Source organism: Ruminococcus albus 7 = DSM 20455 (assembly GCF_000179635.2).
GTDB lineage: Bacteria > Bacillota > Clostridia > Oscillospirales > Ruminococcaceae > Hominimerdicola > Hominimerdicola alba.
Window position 1 is genome coordinate 161,195 of record NC_014833.1, and the last position, 22,886, is coordinate 184,080.

The window sequence follows — 22,886 nt, forward strand, 5'->3', positions numbered from 1 at the left end:
ATGAGATTAATAATTTGGTGGTTATGTATAGTTGAATAAATGTAAATTAAGCAACTTGTTTAATTCAAAATATTTGGTTTACAACTAGTAGAAAATATTTTCACAAAGGATAAAAAACTATTGATTTTTAAATAAAAATGTTATATAATAGATAATATATTGTTATTTATTATTGAAAAAATAAGATGTTATGTATAGTTTGATTAATCTTGCTTGGGAGTGAAATAATGAAGATCGCAGTATGTGATGACGAAAAGATGTTTCGTAATGAAGTTATCATTCTGCTTAATAAATATGCAGAAGAGAATAATATTATCCTTGATATAACCGAATTTGATGACGGCGGGAAGGTCGTGGCTGCCAAGACGGTTTTTGATATGATATTTCTCGATCATCAGATGAATGAACTGAACGGACTGGATACTATAAAACGTATACGTGAAAAAAATATAGATACGAAAGTTGTTTTTGTAAGCAGTTATTCAGAGATAGTATTTGACAGCATGAAATACAATGCATTCAGGTTCATAGTAAAGCCTGTTACAAAGGATAAGCTTTATGAGGCTATGGATGCTGCACTTGAAATCAGCAGCAGCGAGCGCAAGCTGATAGTAAAGGATGAAGAGTATAATGAGAGCATAGTGGTGTATGAAAAGGATGTTATATACGCGCAGGCGGACAATGTATATACATACATAATAACAGCGGAAGGCTCGTTCAGGTATCCTTACAATCTTTCAACGCTTGAAGAGGAGCTGGATTCGGGGGGGTTTTTCAGGACGAACAGGTCTTATATAGTAAATCTTGAGCATATAAATTCCTACGATAAGACGGGTATCACCTTATCGAACGGACATAAAGCTGTGATATCAAGATCAAAGTACAAGGATTTCAACAATTGTTATCTCAATTATTTAAAGAGATCTTCATCAAGATGATAGAATGATCCGGGTTTGCTAATGGTGTAATGAAATAATGTTATGGGGAGTGTATTAAATGGAAATCGTATTAAAAAATGTTAGGTTTATATTATTTATATCCGTGTATATTTTATATTTTGTGAATATACATAAAAGTGTTAAGTTGATTTCGGATGATAATAAGTTCAGAAAAATCAGCTATGCTGTCGCGGGCTTACATATTATTTTGAAAATATTATTAGAAACTGTTCCTTTTTCAAAACAAGTAGGAGATGTTATATGGCGGATGGGAGTACCATTGCTTTGTCTGTCAGTATTCCTTTCACACAAACAGCATCTATTAAAAACTGTTTATGTAACATTACTCTATTCATCTCTTGAAGCGAGTCTGGGAACAGTGATAAATATACTAATTGATGTCATTGTTCCGATAAAATACAGGGATTATAGTGGAGTAGCATTATACTTTTTATTAAATCTGGCATATTATTTTATATTGACAAGATATCTGACGCAAAAGGCGGAAGATTTGAGGCTGAGTTTGGAATTTATTAATAGAAAAACATATATATTCATTCTTATATATGCAAGGATACTTTCAAAACTAATATCAGTTACCAGAGCTGGAGAAAATATGAAATTTACAAGTGTGAAGCTGTTGTTCTATGTCAAATTATATATTATACCTATCTGTATAATTTCAATGTTTATCATAATCCTTTTGATATCAAACAGTATGTCCAAATTCTACTATAAAAGGTCAGCGGAATTGCTGGACAAGCAGCTGGATATGCAGGCTAAGTATTACGAAAAAATCGATGAGATGACTACGGATATCAGGAAATTCAGGCACGATTATAAAAATCACATGCATTGTCTGAAGTCGCTGCTGGGCAGCAAGAAAATAGATGATGCGCTGGAGTATCTGGATTCCATATCCGCTAATCCAACTATGAACAAAACATCATTCAAAAGCGGCAATACCATAGCCGATGCGATACTAAACGATAAGGCTGCAATAGCAGCACATGAGAATTTCAGGCTGAATTTCTCGTGAGTGATCTCGGAAAAAGTATCGGCATTCGATATATGCACCATTCTTTCAAATGCACTGGATAATTCCATAGAAGCCTGTCGAAGGCTGAAAAGTGCAGAGGATAGGTATATAGACGTAAACTGCGTGCTTAAAAATGATATGCAGATGATATGTATATCAAATCCATCGGATACTGATGATCCGGATCTTAAAACTTCAAAGGATAATAAAAATGAGCATGGCTTTGGTCTTTATAATATAAAGAAGACAGTTGATTCACTGGATGGAACAGTGAATATCTCACAGACCTCGCCTGTATTCGTCCTGGATGTAATGTTCAGGATAAAAATGCCTGAAACGGCGTGATTTCGGAATAAATAACATAAAACAGCAGTATGTAAAAAGTACTGCTGTTTTTTATTTTCATATCAAAATTACCATTCACAAAAAAAAACGGGGGCTTTACAAGAGATTTGTTGTTTTAACATGGCTTATACGCTATACTATGAGTGTACCAAGACGAAGGGAGGTCAGAGAGATGGATGAATACTACGGCTGGAAATGGCATTGATGCTCAGTGAAATGAACTTGAATAAATTAATAAATAATATGTGGGGTTTTTCAACATGAGGAAATTTACAAAGAATCTGCTGTTCCTGCAGAATAAGGAGCAGGTGATAGTCGGCAACAAATGCGAATGTACTTTCCTGAAAATGAGCACAGAGTGCTACGATATACTGAACGGCTTTGTGAAGAGAGGTATAGGAAAGCATGAGTATGAAAAAATTTTTGAAGATAAAGAAGATAAGGAGTACTTCAGCGAGCTTCATGACAAGCTGGTTGAGAAAAAGATACTTGTTGATGTAAATGACAAGGAGCTCCTTACAGATTTCGATATACAGTGGGAAGTAACAAATCAGTGCAATCTGCACTGCAAGCACTGCATAGCAGATGCAGTTACTACCAAGACGCTGATAGCTGACAGAGATGAGATATATGCCATAGCCGATAAGATACTCGGCGTTAAGCCAAGGCTGATAACTGTCACTGGCGGTGAGCCTATGGTACTGCCGTTCTTCTTTGAACTCAGCGAGTACCTGAGAAAGAATACCCGCGGTGAGATGAACCTGATGACCAATGGCACTTACATTACCGAAGAAAATGCAGCTAAGATAAAGGAACTTTATGATGCTGTATTCATAAGTGTTGACGGCTCGGATGAAAAGTCCTGCAGCGAGATAAGAGGAGCAGGGGTGTTTGGAAAGGTAATGGATGCCATCAAGTATCTGAAGGCGGCAGGAGTTAAGAATATATCCCTTTCCTTTGTACTTACAGCACAGAACAGAGAGCATGAGAAGCCTTTCCTGAAGCTGTGCAGGGAGCTGGAAGTCAGCCCCATGGTGAGAACGTTTTCGCCCGTAGGAAGAGGCAAGGATCACAAGGACTGGTATATCCAGGATGAATCGGTGGAAGACAATGATCCTGTTGATCCCGAGTTTGTAAAGAAGACAAAAGAGAACCAGCCTTACATCGAGTTTGGTGCCTGCGGCGGACGCTACGGTTCCTTTACGGTAAATGCAAAAGGAAATATGTTCCTGTGCGCACCCTATGAATGTTCCGAGAAACCTATCGGAAATATTCTCGAGGTTGACGATATAAACAAGTATTTTTACGAAGAGGAATTCAGGAAAACAGAAAGCTATCTGAACTTTGAAAAGAAAATGCCTGAGAATTTCAAGAGATGTCAGGAGTGCAGTGTAAAGTACTTCTGCTGGCACTGTCCTTTCCTGTTCGAGCAGTCACTGAAAAACGAGAAGTCGTTTGATAACTACTGCAAGATCAGAAAAAAAGAGATCGGCTTTTCGCTTTGGGGTGAGATCTGATGCACGTTGTATTTTGGACTACGAATGATTGCAACCTGAACTGCAGCTACTGCTACAACAGGATGAGCAATAATATAAAGAAAGAATATATGACCAGAGAGGTCGCAGATGCAGCGATAGATATGCTGACCAAGCTTGACTGCTGGAAAACTGCCGATGAGATCGCAGTACAGTTCCACGGCGGTGAGCCTCTCATGAATTGCGATATAATAGAGTATATCATGGAGCGTTTTGAAGCTCTGGTGCCTGCATCAAAGCTGTACTACGGAATGACTACCAACGGTACGCTCTATGATGACAGAAGAAAAAAGATAATCGATAAAATAAACGAACTATCGCTGAGCCTTGACGGCAAGGCGGAGATACATGACCTGAACAGAAAGTTCGTAAGCGGCAAGGGTTCGTTTGATATCGTTATGGATACAGCCAGGGATATCAGCAAGAGAAAAGATGTCCGGCTGAGGATGACTGTTACAAGAGATACTATCGGTGATCTTTGCGATACGGTCTGCTATTTCCTGGAGGAGGGTTTCAGACGGATAATACCCGTACTGGATATGTATGACTCTCACTGGAAGGACGAGGACGAGCCGATAATATTTGAGCAGTTCCGCAAGATAAAAGAATATATAGAAGAAAAAGACTATGGAGATGCCGTTATCTCGTACGTTACCGAATCGGAATTTGTCCGCAAGGCAAAATGTACGGGCGGCGTGGAAAGTTTCCACTTCCTGCCTGACGGCAGCATCTATCCGTGTTCGTTGACAGTAGGTGACAGTTACTGGCTGCTGGGAAATGTGCTGGACACAGGGCTTGACAAAGCCAAGGTGGATGAGCTCCAGATGATAAACAACAAGGACACATCAAGCTGTACCGGCTGTGAGATGTATCACTACTGTGCAAGCTCAAGATGTAAACTTATAAATAAAAAGATAACAGGCGATTATTATACTGCCAGCAGTATAGCCTGTCTATGCAGCAGACTTGAATACGAGTTTGCTTAAAATCTGATATTTATACGCCGAAGCAGTCGATTTTAGGAGGATTTAATTATGGAAATCAAGAAAATCGACAATAAGGTAAAGCTCAATAACCAGAATGTAAAGGCTGAGAGAGACGAGTATGCTTGTCACCACGACTGCATCGAGTACTACTATTCCGGAAGCACAGGCGCAAAGGGTTGCCGCAGAGGAAGCACTATTTCCGCTAAGACTACCCGCGCTTGGTAATCTTGGATCTTTTGGATAAAATACAAAAATCATAAGAAAACTATACGCACTAATACAATCTACATTTAATATAGGAGGATTTTACTATGGAAATCAAGAAGATCAATGACAAGGTTAAGCTGAACGAAGAGAACGTAAAGGCAGAGAGAGACGAGTACGCTTGCCACCACGACTGCATCGAGTACTACTATACCGGAAGCACAGGCGCAAAGGGCTGCCGCAGAGGAAGCACTATTTCCGCTAAGACTACCCGCGCTTGGTAATCTTGGATCTTTTGGATAAAATACAAAAATCATAAGAAAACTATACGCACTAATACAATCTACATTTAATATAGGAGGATTTTACTATGGAAATCAAGAAGATCAATGACAAGGTTAAGCTGAACGAAGAGAACGTAAAGGCAGAGAGAGACGAGTACGCTTGCCACCACGACTGCATCGAGTACTACTATTCCGGAAGCACAGGCGCAAAGGGCTGCTCCAGAAGAAGCACTATAACTGCTAAGACAACCCGCGCTTGGTAATCTTAGATCTTTGAATGCAATAATCATAAGAATACTATTCTAGCAATTCATAATAATACTATACGCACCAATACAATTTACTACTAATAACAAACAAAGTAATAATTTATAAAAAACAGGAGGATTTTATCATGGAAATCAAAAAGATCAATGACAAGATTAAGCTGAACGAAGAGAATGTAAAGGCAGAGAGAGACGAGTACGCTTGCCACCACGACTGCATCGAGTACTACTATACCGGTAGCACAGGTGCAAAGGGCTGCCGCAGAGGAAGCACTATTTCCGCTAAGACAACCCGTGCTTGGTAATAAGCAGTCTGATTTAATGATGCGATAATATCGTATTAATGCAACAAAGCTACACTACAGTTTTATTATTCTGACACAGCAATAAAGTACTAATAACATAATCAAAAATCACAAACCGAAAAAATAACATTTTAAACAAGACTGCTTCGGTGTATTAAATATAAATATGGTAACAAACCAATATAAAATCTTATGAAAAGGAGTTGTTTTTATGAAGGTACAGAAAATAACAGACAAAATCAAGCTCAGTGAGGAAAATGTAAAGGCTGAAGGCGGCGGCTGCCTTAAAGACTGTGCAGAGATACAGTATACAGGCAAAAACTCAGCTAAGGGCTGCAGAAGGACCACAGTATATACAGCAAAGTACACTAATATGTGGTAATGCAAAGCGTTGAAACGGAGAAAAAATCATGGTGATCAAGAAGATCAAAGACAAGATAAAGCTTAGAGAAACAGTCAAGGCTGAAAGACTGGACCTTCAGGCTGACTTTATGCAGGACTGTGCTGAACAGACTTATGCGGGATATACCGCCAGAACAGGATGCAGAAGAAGAATGAATTACAGCGCAAAACTGTATTCAAGATTGTAAGCTTAAAGCAATTATCTTATATTTCGACAGGAGGAAAAACAGCATGAACATAAAGAAGCTTCTGGACAAAGTATTTGTAAAAGAGAATGTCAAAGCAGAAGGTATCTTTTCGGATTTCAACTACGATTATGTCGGTTTTGATCCATGCAATAAGACCAACAAGATCAATCATAGGGAAAATATCACAGAGAAAAACAGAAAAAAGATTTGATTTGAGATTTTATAAGGATCCGGTGTATTGATATGAGAAAAGTTAAAGTTGCGATCATTGACAGCGGGATCAACTACAACATAGTTAATGACGATGTCAGAAACTGCATAAAGACCGGATATTTAGTTCATGATGATGAAGCCAATACTGTTCAGGAGGTATCACCTTCCGAATTGTGTGATTTCAACGGGCATGGTACGGTATGCGCTTCAATAGTAAACAGGATAGCGCCGGAAACGGAGATAATCCCTGTTTGTATATTGGGTAAGAACGGCAGATGCACTCCGGGCAAACTGGTAGCTGCACTGGAACTGGCCAAACGGCTCGATGTCCAGATCATCAATATGAGTCTCAGCTCAAATGATCTATTTATACGGCATAAACTGAAAAAGCTGACAAAGGAACTTGAAGCGCAGGGAAAGATCTGTGTAGCTTCAAAGTCCAATGACAGACACATCAGTTTTCCGGCAGATTTTAAAAACGTTATAGGTGTTGTAGGCAGGATCGACGTTTTTAATGACGGTTTTGAATACGACAGTCAGAAGAAGATACAGGTAACAGCCAGCGGAGCTACAGAGCTTATGGAATTCCATATGCCCGGTGCGAACTTCTTCAGAGGCAACAGCAGGGCGGCTGCGATATTCTCAGGCGTTCTTGCGGATGCTTACGCAAAAGGAAAGTTCAGCACAAAGGCAGAGGCGGAAGAGTATATGAGGTCTGAGTCCTGGGTGAGCGAAAAGTTTTACAGGTCTCCGGAGGATGATGAGAGCGATGAGAAGATCGTGAACAGGATCCTCACAAGAGTAAGTAAAATGATATCCGATGAGAGGATACGTGTTAAGCTCGCAGATGATCTTGAGCTGGTGTATACCAATTCTACTATCTATGATTATTACAAGATAATCTATATGCTCGAAAATGAGTTTTCGTGCAGGATATTCGGCAAAGTCCCTGTATACAGGGTATATTTTCAGAAGATAAATTATCTCGGCAAACTGGTAAAGGAAGCACTCAATGAATAATGAAATAAGGAAACTGCTCAGGATATGGAAACTTGACAGAATGAAGAAAGGTGTTTTCTTTACCCTGATGCTGATATCGGTGTTCTTGTCGATAGCCGTGCCAATGGTATTCGTTGACTTTGTAGATGTGGTCACGAAAGCGGCATCGATGAGTTCGCTGGTAAGATTGATAACAATATATTTAGTACTTAACATTTCACAGATGTTTGTGGAGTTCGCGTTTGATTATTACTCATCCGTAAAGGAATTCGAGTTCGCACAGCATCTGAAATTTACAGCGCTGGACAGACTTTTCATGAAGGACGGAAGGTTCTTCGCCAATGAAAAGACGGGCGACCTTATGACGGTGGTAAATGATGATGCAGCAAAGCTGGCATCATTCGTATACAAAGCATACAAGGTGATCGTTTCACTGGTCCAGGCGATCGGCATAATGGGTGTCATGTTCTACTATGATGTGAAACTCACGCTGCTGCTGATCGTTATGATACCTATAACTCTGGCGGCTCAACAGAAGTTCGGAGATAAACTCAGGTATCTGGCGCTTGAGAACAGAAGAGATTACGGAGAGCAGAATGCTCTCACAGAGGAGTTCATATCAAATGCACCTGCGATGATAACATACGGTTTCCGCAGGAGCTTTCTCAACAAGTATGAACTTGCATCAGATGTGTTGAAAAGAAGCTTTAAAAAGCTCACACTGACAAATGGTTTTTCAAATCAGGCTATAGATATGATATCTACCATAAGCCTGATAGCGATAACTGCATTCGGCGGTTATCAGGTATTTCAGAAGCAGATCTCAATGGGTGTAATGATAATATTCCTGCAGTACTGCACAAGGTTTATCGCACCGTTTGAGAACCTGGTATTCATGAAAGTAAGCTTTAATATGGTCATTCCTTCTCTTGACCACGTAGATGAAGTGCTGGGCGGAGATACTTGCGCAGACACTTCGGCAGGCAAGCAGATAGATGAGATCGACAATATAAAGCTTGAAAATCTTACATTCGGGTACACCCGCGGAAAAAACATTCTCAACGGGCTGGATCTGGATTTTGAGAAGAACAAAAAATATTTGATTTGCGGAAAAAGCGGTGCAGGCAAAACTACCATATTCAATCTGATCCTCGGATTGTGGCGGGCAACGTCGGGCAATATCTATATAAACGACGATGAGATCGGCAGCATAGATCTTGAATCATTCAGGGACAGGATCTCACTGGTCTCGCAGAAAACGTTCTTCCTGCATGATACGATATATAATAATCTGACCAATGGAAGGGATATACCGGAAGAAAAGGTATGGGAAGCTCTGCGGTGTGTTGAACTTGACGATTTTGTCAGGGGCATGGAAAATGGTTTGGATACCATACTGGGTGATGATGGTATGACAATGTCCGGAGGACAGAGGCAGAGACTGGCAATAGCACGTTCAATGCTGAAACGATCGGATGTGGTAATATTCGATGAGCCGACTTCGGCACTTGATAAGAATACAGAGAAGATAATTGCGCGTTCCATAATGGGTATAAAGGATAAGATAATAATCATCGTATCCCACAGCAATTGTTTTTCGGATCAGGTCGATCAGATATACAAGATCGGATAAAAGTGCGATCTAAGCGCGTAAATATGCATTTTTTGGTTGACTTTATCAAAAATATGTGATAAGATATATAATGTTTGCCATGACATGATGAAAATATATGATAAGGAACGGTGATAGTAATGGTAATTCAAACTCACGATCTGTGTAAGTATTACGGTGATGAAAGCAATATGGTGAAGGCTCTTGACAAGGTGAACCTGAGCGTTGACAAGGGTGAACTGATAGGCATAATCGGCAAGTCGGGCAGCGGTAAGTCAACGCTGCTGAATATGCTGGGTGCGCTCGATCATCCCACGGGAGGAAGCATCATTATCGGCGGAGAGGATATCTCCAAGATGAACGATGAGCAGCTGACAAAGATGCGTCGTTCAAAGATCGGCTTCATTTTCCAGAACTACAATCTTATACCCGTACTGAATGTATACGAGAACATAGTTCTGCCTATACAGCTTGACGGAAAGAAGCCCAACAATAAGTATATCGATACTATACTTGATGCACTGGAGATCTCACACAAGAAAAATTCTCTGCCTTCCTCCATGTCCGGCGGACAGCAGCAGAGAGTTGCCATAGCAAGAGCTCTGGCAAACAAGCCCGAGATAGTTCTGGCTGATGAGCCTACGGGAAATCTCGATGAAGCTATGGGCGCAGAGGTAGTTGATATGCTCAAATTCATGAATAAGGAGTTTGACCAGACTATCATTGTAGTAACACACGATCAGGAAGTTGCATCACAGATGAACAGAGTGATTAGAGTAGTTGATGGGAGAGTGCAGTAAATGATCAGAAAACTCGCGTTCAGGTCACTTATGGCAGAAAAGTTCAGATGTGTCTGTACTGTTATCGCCATGATACTGACTGCTCTGCTGTTTTCAACGCTGTTTACTACGGCGGCAGGGCTAAACAATGCCAATACCTATTATGAATTCAAAAAGCTGGGAACCACTGCCCATGTTATAGTAAAGGACTGGGACAAGGGCTATGGCAAAGAATTTGAAGCTATCAGGGGTCACGGACTTGTAAAAAAAGCAGGTTACCGCAGATTTTTGGGATATGCAGTAAACAGCGGTATCAAATACAATGTTGAAGTCAGCTACATGGGCGCAGATGAGGCAGAGCTTGACTACTACACACCCACAAGCGGAAAACTCCCCGTTGAAGCAAACGAGATAGCTGTCGATACGACTACTCTTGCTGCACTTGGCGTGGAGAAGAAGGTAGGCACACCCGTCAGCATCGACCTTGATGTAAGCGGCAAGACCGTTACCGAGGAATTCGTGCTTTCGGGCTGGTTCGAGATAAACAAGGCTTATTCTGTAAAGATAGGTCAGATAATAACCTCCGAAAAATACAGCGATATCTGGGACAGCAAGTTTGAAACCGACACCGTGAACGGAACGAGCGATGTATCAATTCTGCTGAGTGATGGCTATGATATCGAAGGTGAAACAGAGCAGATTTTCAATGATGTTGGTCTTGCATATTCTCAGGATATCATATCTGTGAATCCCGGTTATAATGTCAGCAGTGAAACGATGTCAAGCGAAACAATGGTTACCCTGATAGTAGGTATACTCGTTATCGTACTTATCGGTTATCTTATCATCAACAACATTTTCTATATCTCGGCAAGAAAAGATGCAAAGCAGTTCGGCAGACTGAAGACTATCGGTATGTCAAACAAACATCTGGCAGCCTTTGTAAGGACTCAGGCATTTATAATGCTTGCTGTCGCAGTTCCCCTTGGTATAGTAGGCGGATATTTTATGGGCAAACTTATACTGCCTGCGATACTGCGCCAGACTGCCTATGATTCTGTCGCTGATGATACAGTCATATCAGGCGGAGTTATCGCCCTGATACTTGCAGCAGCAGCGCTGTTCGTTGTGATAACTACACTGGTAAGTATAAACGGACCTATAAGAATGATAAAGAAGCTTTCGCCTATCGAATCGACAAGGATAGAGCTCAAGGGCTATAAGAGCACAAGAAAATCAAGCGACGGCAGCAAGACCCACAAATTTGCAAAATATAACATCCTGCGCAACAAGAAGAGCCTTGCGATGCTGCTCGTAAGCATATCACTTCCCGTACTGCTGGTAATAGTTTCATACGATGCACTCAACAGCTTTGATATGGATAAGTACCTTTCGACTATACTCGCATCTGATTACACTGTAGCATCATCGGATTATTACAAGAATGACTATATCGACAATGAAAACAATGTAAAGACACTTGATGCATCGGTAGTTGAAGAGATAAAAAACTGCGGTTTTGTAGAAGAAGGTTCGATAGTATACGGTGATATGGCTAATGAATATGCAAGTGTAAAGGAGATTCAGATCCCGGAGGGCGATGTGTATACACTTGACCTTTATGGTTCAGAAGAATTTACAATTGATAAGTCGCTTATCATCGAGGACAATATCGACATGGCAAAATTCAAGGACGGTACAGGTATCGTTGAGGGCTGCTGGCTGACATCCGAGGGAGAGATCTACCCCGGTACAAGTCAATTCAACCAGGGCGACACTGTTACTATAACAGGTGCAGACGGAAAAGAGCATACCTATACAGTCTTAGGTCACATGAATGTTGCTCTTGGTGCCAAAAAGACAGGTATATCAAAAGGCGGCATCACCTGCGAGCTTTATATGAATACTGCGCAGTATGAGCAGGTAACAGGCAATCAGAACATAATGTCCTATGAATTCAACGTAAAGAACGGCATGGAAAAGGAAGCTGAAAAATACATCAAGGGCATGACAGAGGCTGATAGCTCAATAAATTATCAGTCTAAATATTCTCTTGCCGCTGATTTTGCATCAATGAAGCTTCTGGTAAAACTGATATGCACTCTGCTGTGCGTGGTGCTTACATTTATCGCTGTAATGAATCTTATCAACGTATTTGTATCAAGTATAATGGTAAGAGAAAAGGAGATTGCGACACTGAAGAGCATCGGCATGACGAGAGGTCAGCTGAGAAAGATGCTGTTCTGGGAAATATTCTACTACAACGGCACAGCGTTTATAATAGCAGCTGTACTTTCGCTGGTACTGTCGCCAACGGTTTTCAAAAGCGTTTTCAACGAATTCCCGTTCCTGACCTTCCGTATGAACTGGATGTCATACCCTGCGATAATAGTAGTTATAATGTTTGTAGGTATAATGACTGTTATATGTGTTGAGAACAGGATATCTAAAATGAACATCCCCGAAGAATTAAAGACTGCGTAATGAATAACTTCGCTGCGTGATATAATGATCGTAACATCGGCTTTGCTGTAAAGGCAGAGCCGATGTTGTTTTATGTGTGAAAGACTGGAAAGGCAATATATTAATATTGTTAATTATTTACTCAAAATAACGTCTTTGAGCATAACTGACATAACTTTCGGTTAATAATAGTAAAAATTGTAAAAATGTATGTAAAAGACTTGAATTATATTTGGTTTTGAGGTATGATAATAGTATAAAAAATATTATGATTGTCCCGCTGGCATACCTTATAAAATGGTGTTATATCCAAACTTGAAATACTTGGCAGTTATCTTTTCCCCCGCCTGCGGCGGAAGGAAGATAACATTAACACAATGTTTCATTGTTATATATCGCTTTGTAGTGGTGTGTTAAAGGGATAGCCGGTAAAAATTAACAGTAAAGGGAGGGGGTGAGTGGTATGTACAGAGCAGCAGGAAAAAAAGTTCGTTCGGATAACGGCTCAGAGGGCAGACGTAAAGCAGGGCTCATAAGAGCAGCGATCGGTTTCGGTTTTGTGCTGGTCATGTTCGCATTTATCACTCTCTCCTGGTTCACATTCAGCAAGCAGCTTGAAGCAGGTGGGATATTCATAAAGACAAGTGATCCTTCCATTGATTGTACTGCGACTTCATACTACTATATCCGTTCGCAGGGAAACACGTATGCTCCGCAGGAGGGAACGGAAGATAATATATTTAAACTTATGCAGTATGACTCGTTATTCGGCGGCAATAACACACATACCTATGTGGTGGAACGTATGGAGCTGACAGCATCGGATCTTCCCGAGAACGGAACACTGAATTTTACTATAGAGCGTGAGACCTCGCAGGCATCTGATATGCCGGGCTCGGACTATATATCAAGTGTTACGTGTTATACCTTTGTGACACTGCCGACATTCCCGACAACTTCGGGTGCTATACTCAGCGCTGTTAACGCGGCAGCGGCGGATACCGACTTTGTGACCCGGACATTTGTCGTAAATGATGAAAAGGCGGATATGATAACGTTCAGTGTGCCATATACTTCCGAAAACTGGACGGACGGTAAACTATATATTTATTTACATATTGATTATGATGAAACACTCATCACGGAATATATCGATAAGTCACTGCGCAACCTGCTGAAGAACAACGGCAGCAACGGGCAGGTCGATGTGGAATACGGTGCGGATGTTACGATGCAGAATGATATTCAACGGATCGTGATCTCCCGTTGATCCTGATGAGTACTGATAACATATAACGGGGAGGTGTACGATATGAAAATGAGAGGGAAAAGACTCGGTCATACACTGAGACTGTTTTGCCTGATCGTTTTGCCTGATCGTTTTGGCTGCCGTGTCAGCGCTGTATATCGTCCCGGGAGCATATGCGTGGTTTTCAAATAATAAAGATCGCGAACTCAACGTTACCGGAAATGTCAGAAGGACATATTTTGAAAGGGGCAGGGGCACAGCAGATGATCCGTATGTCATCGCACGTCCGCTGCAGCTGTACTATCTTGCATGGCTTCAGGATATTGGCATATTCAATCAGGATATAGACAACGATGATACGATTGATACCGTCTACTTTGAACTTGGTAATATGAACGGTCAGGAAGCCAATGAGAATATGGTCATAGATATGAGCGGCTTTACGCTGCCGCCTATCGGAACAACGTAATACCCGTTTGTCGGCAGCTTTAACGGCAACGGCAGGACGATCAGCGGTCTGACGGTATCCAATGATGATACTGCGCTTTCAGATATGCCTTCGAGCATCACACCTGATTCGGCAACGACAAATGCACCAATACTCGGGCTGTTCGGCGTGGTCGGGGGATATATCGATACCGATACTACCGGTTGGTCTGCCCCTGAAAGATCGGTGTATGATGTTGTACTTGAGGATATCACCATAGACAATAAAGATCCTTTGGACGGACAGGCACTTGCAGGCATCGCGGCGGGATATGTTAACGGAGTGATGGAGAACGTTAAGGTGGAAGGAACTTCGACGATCACCAATGCATCCGGGATATCAGCTATGTCCTTCGGAAATGACGGAAATGAAACCAGAACTGCGCTCTCGGATCATGCGCTCGCAGGCTATTGCACAGAACCGTACCGCGAACTTATGAAACGTGAAGATGTTAAGGTATACGATCCCACTGTTGAGATAAGCAATCTTGCTAACTACAGTGAGATCGGACAGGGCAGCGCCTGGGGCAATACCATTGATATGAAGACGATGTATGACCGTCTGCTGGATATATATACCCCATTGGAAGATGACAACAGTGCACTTGCAAGATATCCGTCTTCATTACTGGTGACGGTTGACAGGACTGGAGAAAGTGAAGTGCGTACAGAGGAGATACTTCAGCTTGGTGATGAAGTCCCCACTGTCGGCGGACAGCAGGTGCTAAATTACAATAACGACTTCTCTTCATACTCCTTTATAAGGCGTACAGATACACATGATTTCATGTATCTTTACGGCGCATCACAGCAGAGTGCGAACCGCACAGTAACTACAACTACACGATTTATTGAACGTGCTTTCCGTATACATCAGGATAGCAACTACCTGAGATTCGGCGGTACAGGCTTTACGAATACCACAGCGGCTTCGGATGCAACGTGCTGGATTATAGACGGAAATGGCAGGATATATACTGTAGTGCAGAACGTTAACACATACACACGGTTTTTCCTTGTAAATGACGGAAATACCCTGGGGTACCGTGAAGTCGCAGCGAATGCGGTGATACCAAATACTGTAACTGAGTGGACGATCGACAGTACCTCTATAAGCGATAACGGCTATTATCTTAACTATGACGGCACATGGAAACTGGTTCAGCAGGTAACTATCACTGATGCTCCCGAAAATGGTGACCCGCATTTTATGACGGTGGAGAACGGTGCTGTACAGAACACCAATGATCCCACGGAAACCATAATGTGGAAAAAGACAGTCATAGATACCGTGAACAATAAAGTGCGTTTTACACTTTCGTGCAAAAGCGGTAACAACACGTACTATCTTAATCAGGCCGATGGCGAGCTTGTGCTTACCACAAGTGCGGCTTCTCCGACACTATGGAGTTTCAAGGAGGCTGTAATAGGAAATCAGGCGGAAGACAATGAGCCTGCGAAGATCTATACAGTCATCGAGGGCGATGAAGAAGGCAACGGCTATGCGCTTTACTACGATGAAGAGGAAGATAACTGGTTTCTTACCGATTTCCAGGAAACAGCATCGGGCTCGGGCATAGGCAACGAATGGGGCGTGTCCATACCGATGCAGGAGATGTACACGAATCTGAAGTACATCAAAGAACATTTCGCTACCGACTCACAATACGTTTCTTCGAAGACTATTGTAATTGACGATTCGACCGGAGAAAAGACTGAACGTGAAGAAGATCGTATATATTCCAACCTTGCAACAAGCACATACGGCAGTGAAACGACTAATCGTAGAACTTATGTTCAAAATGGCTTGGGAGAGTTTACCTTTACGCATCGTACTAATTTATCAGGTAATCCCTATCTGTATCTGACGGATGAAACCAATACCACAACAAACAGTGCAACCGTAAAATATGTACACTTGCTTGACGAGACACAGTCGGCACACTATATCAAGGTCGGCAGCAATTACCTTACGTTGAACAGCAACCATAATGGTTTTACCTCATCAGACGAAGCTGCGGCGACCAAGTGGGTCATTGACGGAAGCGGTCATATATATGTTGATGTGGAAGGCACGACCTCGGTTGAACGGCGGTATGTAAATGTTTCGGGCGGAATACTGACTGCAACAAATACAGCATCTACCACTTGGACATACGATGATGTCAACAACAGGTTATACTGTACATCTGGCGGAAATACTTACTATCTGGCATATGGCAACGGCTGGAAAGCTACTACACAGGAAGAACTGTATCATCTGACCAACGGTTCCGGCAGTTATCTGACAGTAGAAAACGGAAAGCTTGTGACCACACAGACGCCCGATGTATGGACACCGACAGCAGGTGGCTACACCATTGAAAAGAACGGTACTCAATACAGTGTTGAAAGCAACGGTACACTGACGGGCGCTATGTTCATACATGACGGCAACAACTATATGACTAGCACACTTGCCAATACAACTGGTCAGAGCAATGCTTCAACATGGTATTTCAGTGGTTCGTCTTCCCCAATCTATACGGTCAGTGGAGGAACAACGCTCTACTTGAACAAAACGGGAAACAATACATTACAGGTTGGAACGAATAACAATCCTACTGTATGGACGATAGACATGGAAAACAATGAGATAAGAAGCGGAGATTGGTATGTATTCCGCAGTGGAAATCAGTGGACACTGAAACGTAAGAATACCAATGTTATATCTGACGGGGGCACAAATTATGTACGTATTGATGCTAATGGAACTCCCGTTAATACAACAGATATTGATCAGGCTTCCGACTTTGTGCCAAGCAACAATGGCAGCACCCTTACAGTTTATGCAAATAATACAACTTATGTTTTTACGGTTGACGGAAATGGCAGGATACTTAGAGGCGATAAGATGCTGTATTTTGAAGGTGATGACTGGAGATTAACAGAGCCAACTTATACAGTTATTACCGATGGAAATGGACACTATCTTAATTATAATGGAAGTGGGATTAATAATTCAAATGATCAATATACAGCAACACATTGGATGACCCAAAACATTAACAATGGATTTACCATTTCAAATGGATCGGTTTATTTGCGTGGTTATCGTGAGGGCAGGAATTATGTAATTTATAACACATATACTTATAACTTAGGTACTAGAGACTCTGAATCTGATTCCAATACTGATACTACTACTTGGAATAATGATAATAATGGGCTTTATGTTACTATTGCTAATACTAAATACTATTTAAATTATTCAAACTCAGGTTGGACGACACTTTCAGCTAATTCCGGAAACGCAGTCGTTCAAACCATTACCCCAACCAATAATGCCACACGGACGCCTATAACTTACTCGCCTGTTACCGCGTTTACTGCAAACACTATTGCCTACACAGCATCTGAAATAGGCGAAACAACAGTAAAGATCGCTGACACAACATACCGTCCCTTCACAGTGACGATGGGTTCTGAGCCTGTGGGTCAGACGTATTTTCCGCTGCAGATAAATGTGGACAGCAGCAAGACAGGTGCGGACAGATTTTCTGTAAATCCGCTGAACACAGGTTATGTCATCAGTGGTCATCTTGATTCGACAAACGGCGGCGATATCCGTGTTTCGGAATATACCAAAAGTGATAATATCACGAAATCATTGAAAGATAACAACACTGCTCTTGATCCAACAAAGGTTCGCACATTCATGGGCGGTACCAACAGGACGCTTTCAGCTTACGGCTTAGATAATTTCGTCAAGTATGATGAAACCAGTACCAAATTCAACGAGACTATCAAAGGTGATAGCAGTGTTTATGGTCTGCATTTCATGGATGCAAGCATCAGTATCGACGATCTTGTGACAGCGCCTTCGGTAACGATCAATGAGACTGTATATGAAAATTATCAATTGCCAAAGGACAGCATCGACTTCCGTCTGAAGGATAAGGGCTATATCAACTTCCTGGCAGGTACTTACTTTTCGGGCAACGACAGCTTTTTCTCCCTTCACAAGATCGAACGAGATGCCGACAACAATATAACCTCCATCAAGGAGATAAAGGACATATACGGCACAGGCAAAAGACGTGACCCGTATATCTACAAATTCTCCAATAATGACTATGAGAGCTGGGTATACTACAGGAGCGGTAATGTAAAGGAACACAATGTATACAACAGCATTTCGGAACTACCTGACGGCTATGAAAGTATCTTCAACACATAGTGGATAAAGACACAGACACTGACTACCAAAGCCGTATACTACTTTGAGATACCAACAGATGCAGGCGAATACGCGCTGGGTTCGGTTGACGGTGGTACAGGTGCATATCTGCTGTATCTGGATATAGGCACAGGCGGCAGCGTTAAAGCACCCGAGGGCAACGCGAAGTTTTCGGAAGTGATACCTTCAGATGTAAGCAGAACGGAAACGACTCTTACATACGAAGAAACATCGACTGCGACGACCCCTGTTGTTATCAATTCGTATCCGACCTATTTCCCGTTGGCGATGAATGCAAGCGGAACAAATGTATTAGATTCCAACACAGGTTATGTTGTCAGCGGTGCGAATTATCCGGGCAATGATCCGCCCGGTGATATACGTGTATCAAGATATGACCGTAATCCGTATATCAGTAATTCTCTGACAAACGGATCTCTTGACAGCAGCAAGATATTTACTATCGGCCTGAACGGTCAGCAGCAGACCCTGCGGCAGTACGGTACTGACAGATTCTACAAGTACCATACTGCAAGATCACAGCTGCAGGAAACGCTGGATGCTGGTGAAGGAAGCGTGTATGGTCTGCATTTCATGGATGCTGAGATCAGCAAAGATCATCTGGTAACACTTCCCACGGCAACGTTAAACGGACAGACCTATACAAATTTCGCTGTTCCTGAGGATAGTATCGACTTTACGCTGCGCACGCAGGGATACATTAACTTCTTTGCAGGTACGTATTTCAGCGGCTCCAATGTACAGAGCTTCTTCTCTCTGCATCAGATCTTCCGTAATGCACAGAATGAGATCACTGAGATCAAGGAGATCAAGGAGATATACAAGAATGCTGACGGAACATCATATACCTATCGGTATGACGGTGAAAGCGCACCGTCAAGCGGAACGAAGGTCTTCGATACTGCATGGTTGACCGATCCAAGCAATATTACAGCAAACAGAGTATACTATTTCGAGATACCTGTCAACGAAGGCGAATACGCGCTGGGTTCAGTAGCGGGAAAGAATGGCGCATATTTACTGTATCTTGATATATCTACTCATCAAGGCGACTCCATACTCACACGTGAGAAAATGGAGATCATATCTTCGACTTATCTGCTGCCTGCAGGTATAAGATTCAGTGATGATGAGTACAAGTCGTATATCATACCCATAACACAGACAGGTGATACGGCGATCGTAAGCGAGAACGGCACCGTGACCTCTGTGCCCGAACTGGATGAAAACAGTACAGAGGAGACCAGACTCATCGAGACCGTTACAATTTCAGACTACGCAGGAATGCTGGTCGTACAGCGTATTACAGAGGGCAGCACAGTGACCTACTATTACGGAACTGATACCGAACATCTGATACTATCCACAGCACTGGTATGCAGCGGATATTTCAGCGGTACCGAGCCCGATACCGAGCCCGATACAGTGATACTGCAGTACTACTATTATCCTGAGGGAACCAACACCGTTATGAATACCGCATCTGCAGAGTATGATATCGCAGATGATGTTACTGTAACTGCATACGATGTGACAGCTGCGGCAGACAGTGCTGCTGTTACAGCTTATGTAACCGGATTTGACGGTGAAAAGTCTTATCTGACATTCCAAAGCCGAAATGGTCTTTCAGCAGGTGACAGTGTGATAATTACGGTGCGCTCTCCGTAAACCAAAGCTGCCGCTTACACGGTAAAAATAAAGCCTCGACAGCATATATGCGATGCTGATACAGAAGGTTTTCACCATAGTATTTCTGATGTCCGGTCAGAAGTACTATGGCGTTTCTGTTGACATGGCAGTAATACTGTGATATAATGTATGCAAATACAAATCGGATCCGCATAGAGAGGGGCTATAAAAATGATATTATCAGATAAGACGATTATCAAAATGCTTGATGAAAACTCATTGGTTATCAAGCCGGTCACAAAAGAGCAAATACAACCCGCAAGTGTGGATATACGGTTAGGTGATACATTCAGCGTTGTTGATGACACACCGTCGGGAATAATTACTCTTGACAATAAGATAGAATATAAGACTATTAAAACTGACACCTACTTGATCTTACCCGGACAATTCGTTTTAGCAACAACCATGGAGTATTTTGAACTCCCGGATAACCTGACGGCATTTGTTGAAGGCAGAAGTTCTCTTGGCAGAATGGGATTGTTTATTCAAAATGCAGGATGGGTAGATCCCGGATTCAAAGGTGAGATAACATTAGAACTATATAATGCTAACAGATGTGCTATAGAACTTAAATGCGGCCGTAGAGTAGGTCAGCTGGTATTTGCTGAAATGGACGATCATGCACTGAATCCATACAGCGGAAAGTATCAGGGACAAACAGGTGCAACAGGTTCAAAAGTGTTTATGGATCCCGATAAATTCTGAGCAATATGATCAATACAATGCCCCGAAGCGCTTCAATGCGCTTCGGGGCAAAACTTATGTGTTGGGTGACCGCCTTATCCTGTGAAGGCGGTAAAAAAAGTCGGTTGGGATTCTTACAGAGTGAGTACCGTTATCGCTGTGAATATCAGCAGTATGGCAGCGAAGATCAGTATTATGCACAGCCTTTGAAGACGTTTTTTCTTTTCCTGCCGTTGACGTTTCAAAGATTCCAGCTGCGCTGCTGCGTGCTCCTCTGCTTTTTTCATAATATCATCTGTGATGCGGCTGTCCATGATCTTCACCTCGTTTCAATGTCGTAAAGAAAGTGCGGTCAGACGATCGCCTTCTTGCCTTTGATATGTGCGGCTATTATAGATATATCAGTAATTGTGATCTTTCCGTCACCGCTGATATCTGCTCTGCTTTCCTGATCTTCATTCAGTGATCTTTTTCCTTTAACATAAGCTGCAGCAAGGGAAAGATCGGTAACATTTATTATACCGTCACCGTTTATGTCGCCTTTAACTTTGAGCCTTTCTATAGCTACCATTTTGGCGGCTTTGGATCCGCCGTCATAAATGGTATTGTTTCCGACAGTATATGGAGAAGGGAAGGATAAATTTCCGTCATATATATTGAAGCTGTCGGGGGCAAAAGCGAATGCCTGTTCGGAGCCTGCTGCAAGTACATCAGAATTGTAAATATCTATACTGCCTGTTGTAGTCCCTATCCCCACATGACCCAATGCCATAAGACGGGTATTATCTATGGTGAGTTTACAGTTATGGTTTGCTATGGCTGTTATGCTGTTTCCGGAACTTGTTCCCGTACCCGTGATAAAGACGCCTTTGCCGGTTATGACAGTATCTTCATGCAGGACGGTATATCCGGGTATTTCGGAATCCTCGGTCACGTTTATAATAAGACCTTTCTCACTGCTGTATATCAGCTCTTGGTCCATGGGGTGATCGAAGCTTCCCGATATAGTCAGCATCTTTTGGACGGGATCATAGCTGAATATACCGTTATCCAGTATATCATGGCAGTTATCTGCATTGACCTTGTTCTCGTCTATCCAGAGGTCGTATGAGGGTATCATACGTACATCTTTTGCGTAGGTGGTCATATCGGCTTCGTATATGCCGCCCTCTCCCCAGAAGCAGTAGGCGGGTTTTGTGATATCACAGCGGAATATTGATACGGTATTTAGATCGCATATCGCAGCTTCTTTACCGTGGGCATTTATGTATGATCCGCTTATATAAATATCCTGAGTGCCCCTGATGCTGCCCGAGATCGCGTTGCAGCCGCTGATATCAAGGTCGGCATCCATTATGGTAAGGCGGGTGCCGCCGTACAGGGTTATGGCATTTAATGAATCTGAGGTGCTGAGTGACAGCTTGCCCGTACCTGTTATCGTGGTGTCTTTATAAAAATAAAAGTATCCCTTCAACTCGGAATCTCCGATAACGTTTACGGTAAGATCTTCAATATTGCTTGATATCAGTTCAGCACTCTCGTAGCCGTAATTGCCATTGATAGTAAGCGTGCTTGTTTCGGGTTCATAGCTGAATACTCCGTTGCCTAGTATATCTTTGCAGTTTGAAGTTTCTACTCTTTCTTTGCCAACATAAATATCATACACTTCTCCGGCGCTAGCTTTCAGTGTCCCTGCGGGAAAACCCGATAATACGGCTGCTGAAACGAAAAGGACTGCAGATGCTGATACGATGCGTTTTATCAGATCTTTCATATTATGCTCCTCCTTATCTATCAGTCGATATATAAGATCTGCGATTTACTATAACGTTTACGATGAGATCAGTGCATTATATACCACATATATTATAGCGTATGAACATCTTAACATATTCTCGACTAAATGTCAATAATATTTGTGCGATTTATTTCTAAAGTCGGAAATTTTATATTAAATTGATTCAAGTAATATCGTCA

23 protein-coding genes are annotated in these 22,886 nt (G+C 42.1%); 21 read left to right on the top strand and 2 right to left on the bottom strand.

The genetic code is table 11. From position 1 onward, the window contains the following. Window positions 1-227 precede the first annotated feature (227 nt). The 21 genes from RUMAL_RS00835 to dcd all read left to right on the top strand — a co-directional run bounded on the left by RUMAL_RS00835 (window position 228) and on the right by dcd (window position 20,930). Window positions 228-938 (top strand): LytR/AlgR family response regulator transcription factor, encoded by a 711-nt coding sequence (locus tag RUMAL_RS00835; RefSeq protein WP_013496910.1) that lies wholly within the window; start codon window positions 228-230, stop codon window positions 936-938. A 616-nt stretch (window positions 939-1,554) separates the two neighbouring features. Then, complete coding sequence (locus RUMAL_RS21595) at window positions 1,555-1,977, top strand: Spo0B domain-containing protein (protein WP_157865466.1); 423 nt, start codon at window positions 1,555-1,557, stop codon at window positions 1,975-1,977. Then, complete coding sequence (locus RUMAL_RS00845; protein WP_013496912.1) at window positions 1,978-2,322, top strand: ATP-binding protein; 345 nt, start codon at window positions 1,978-1,980, stop codon at window positions 2,320-2,322. A 260-nt stretch (window positions 2,323-2,582) separates the two neighbouring features. Next, window positions 2,583-3,839, top strand: coding sequence for a radical SAM protein (locus RUMAL_RS00850; protein ID WP_013496913.1), 1,257 nt, complete (start codon window positions 2,583-2,585; stop codon window positions 3,837-3,839). After that, window positions 3,839-4,843 carry a radical SAM/SPASM domain-containing protein gene (locus RUMAL_RS00855; RefSeq protein WP_013496914.1) on the top strand — a complete coding sequence of 335 codons (1,005 nt, stop codon included), beginning with the start codon at window positions 3,839-3,841 and terminating at the stop codon, window positions 4,841-4,843. The genes RUMAL_RS00850 and RUMAL_RS00855 overlap by 1 nt, the downstream gene beginning before the upstream one ends. A 48-nt stretch (window positions 4,844-4,891) precedes the next feature. Then, complete coding sequence (locus RUMAL_RS21600) at window positions 4,892-5,068, top strand: hypothetical protein (RefSeq protein ID WP_013496915.1); 177 nt, start codon at window positions 4,892-4,894, stop codon at window positions 5,066-5,068. A gap of 86 nt (window positions 5,069-5,154) precedes the next feature. Continuing rightward, window positions 5,155-5,331, top strand: coding sequence for a hypothetical protein (locus tag RUMAL_RS22080; protein ID WP_013496916.1), 177 nt, complete (start codon window positions 5,155-5,157; stop codon window positions 5,329-5,331). 86 nt (window positions 5,332-5,417) lie between these two features. Further along, window positions 5,418-5,594: a hypothetical protein gene (locus tag RUMAL_RS22085; RefSeq protein ID WP_013496917.1), complete on the top strand. Its 177-nt coding sequence runs from the start codon at window positions 5,418-5,420 to the stop codon at window positions 5,592-5,594. Between the two features lie 131 nt (window positions 5,595-5,725). Next, complete coding sequence (locus tag RUMAL_RS22090) at window positions 5,726-5,902, top strand: hypothetical protein (RefSeq protein ID WP_013496918.1); 177 nt, start codon at window positions 5,726-5,728, stop codon at window positions 5,900-5,902. A 211-nt stretch (window positions 5,903-6,113) separates the two neighbouring features. Further along, window positions 6,114-6,284, top strand: coding sequence for a hypothetical protein (locus RUMAL_RS21605; RefSeq protein ID WP_013496919.1), 171 nt, complete (start codon window positions 6,114-6,116; stop codon window positions 6,282-6,284). A gap of 28 nt (window positions 6,285-6,312) precedes the next feature. After that, a complete protein-coding gene (locus RUMAL_RS00860) occupies window positions 6,313-6,492 on the top strand; it encodes a hypothetical protein (RefSeq protein ID WP_013496920.1) in 180 nt (59 codons plus the stop codon). A 43-nt stretch (window positions 6,493-6,535) separates the two neighbouring features. After that, a complete protein-coding gene (locus RUMAL_RS21610; RefSeq protein ID WP_013496921.1) occupies window positions 6,536-6,703 on the top strand; it encodes a hypothetical protein in 168 nt (55 codons plus the stop codon). A 32-nt stretch (window positions 6,704-6,735) separates the two neighbouring features. Continuing rightward, entirely contained in the window at window positions 6,736-7,725 is a 990-nt protein-coding gene (locus tag RUMAL_RS00865) for a S8 family serine peptidase (RefSeq protein WP_013496922.1), read from the top strand. Continuing rightward, window positions 7,718-9,337: an ABC transporter ATP-binding protein gene (locus RUMAL_RS00870; RefSeq protein ID WP_013496923.1), complete on the top strand. Its 1,620-nt coding sequence runs from the start codon at window positions 7,718-7,720 to the stop codon at window positions 9,335-9,337. The genes RUMAL_RS00865 and RUMAL_RS00870 overlap by 8 nt, the downstream gene beginning before the upstream one ends. 119 nt (window positions 9,338-9,456) lie before the next feature. Continuing rightward, window positions 9,457-10,116: an ABC transporter ATP-binding protein gene (locus RUMAL_RS00875; RefSeq protein WP_013496924.1), complete on the top strand. Its 660-nt coding sequence runs from the start codon at window positions 9,457-9,459 to the stop codon at window positions 10,114-10,116. Beyond that, window positions 10,117-12,579, top strand: a complete 2,463-nt coding sequence (locus RUMAL_RS00880; RefSeq protein WP_013496925.1) for an ABC transporter permease — start codon at window positions 10,117-10,119, stop codon at window positions 12,577-12,579. A 442-nt stretch (window positions 12,580-13,021) separates the two neighbouring features. Next, window positions 13,022-13,828 carry a hypothetical protein gene (locus RUMAL_RS00885; RefSeq protein WP_013496926.1) on the top strand — a complete coding sequence of 269 codons (807 nt, stop codon included), beginning with the start codon at window positions 13,022-13,024 and terminating at the stop codon, window positions 13,826-13,828. 112 nt (window positions 13,829-13,940) lie between these two features. Beyond that, on the top strand, window positions 13,941-14,276 hold the full coding sequence (locus RUMAL_RS00890) for a hypothetical protein (RefSeq protein WP_028504156.1): 336 nt from the start codon (window positions 13,941-13,943) through the stop codon (window positions 14,274-14,276). 84 nt (window positions 14,277-14,360) lie between these two features. Next, window positions 14,361-18,512, top strand: coding sequence for a hypothetical protein (locus tag RUMAL_RS00895; protein WP_013496929.1), 4,152 nt, complete (start codon window positions 14,361-14,363; stop codon window positions 18,510-18,512). Window positions 18,513-18,689: 177 nt separating this feature from the next. Then, entirely contained in the window at window positions 18,690-20,201 is a 1,512-nt protein-coding gene (locus RUMAL_RS00900) for a hypothetical protein (protein WP_013496930.1), read from the top strand. Between the two features lie 192 nt (window positions 20,202-20,393). Beyond that, on the top strand, window positions 20,394-20,930 hold the full coding sequence (gene dcd, locus RUMAL_RS00905) for a dCTP deaminase (protein WP_013496931.1): 537 nt from the start codon (window positions 20,394-20,396) through the stop codon (window positions 20,928-20,930). 113 nt (window positions 20,931-21,043) lie between these two features. Here the strand turns inward: dcd and RUMAL_RS00910 are convergent, their stop codons facing one another. Continuing rightward, window positions 21,044-21,223, bottom strand: coding sequence for a hypothetical protein (locus RUMAL_RS00910; RefSeq protein WP_013496932.1), 180 nt, complete (start codon window positions 21,221-21,223; stop codon window positions 21,044-21,046). 38 nt (window positions 21,224-21,261) lie between these two features. Further along, window positions 21,262-22,683 (bottom strand): dockerin type I repeat-containing protein, encoded by a 1,422-nt coding sequence (locus tag RUMAL_RS00915; protein WP_013496933.1) that lies wholly within the window; start codon window positions 22,681-22,683, stop codon window positions 21,262-21,264. Between the last annotated feature and the right edge of the window lie 203 nt (window positions 22,684-22,886).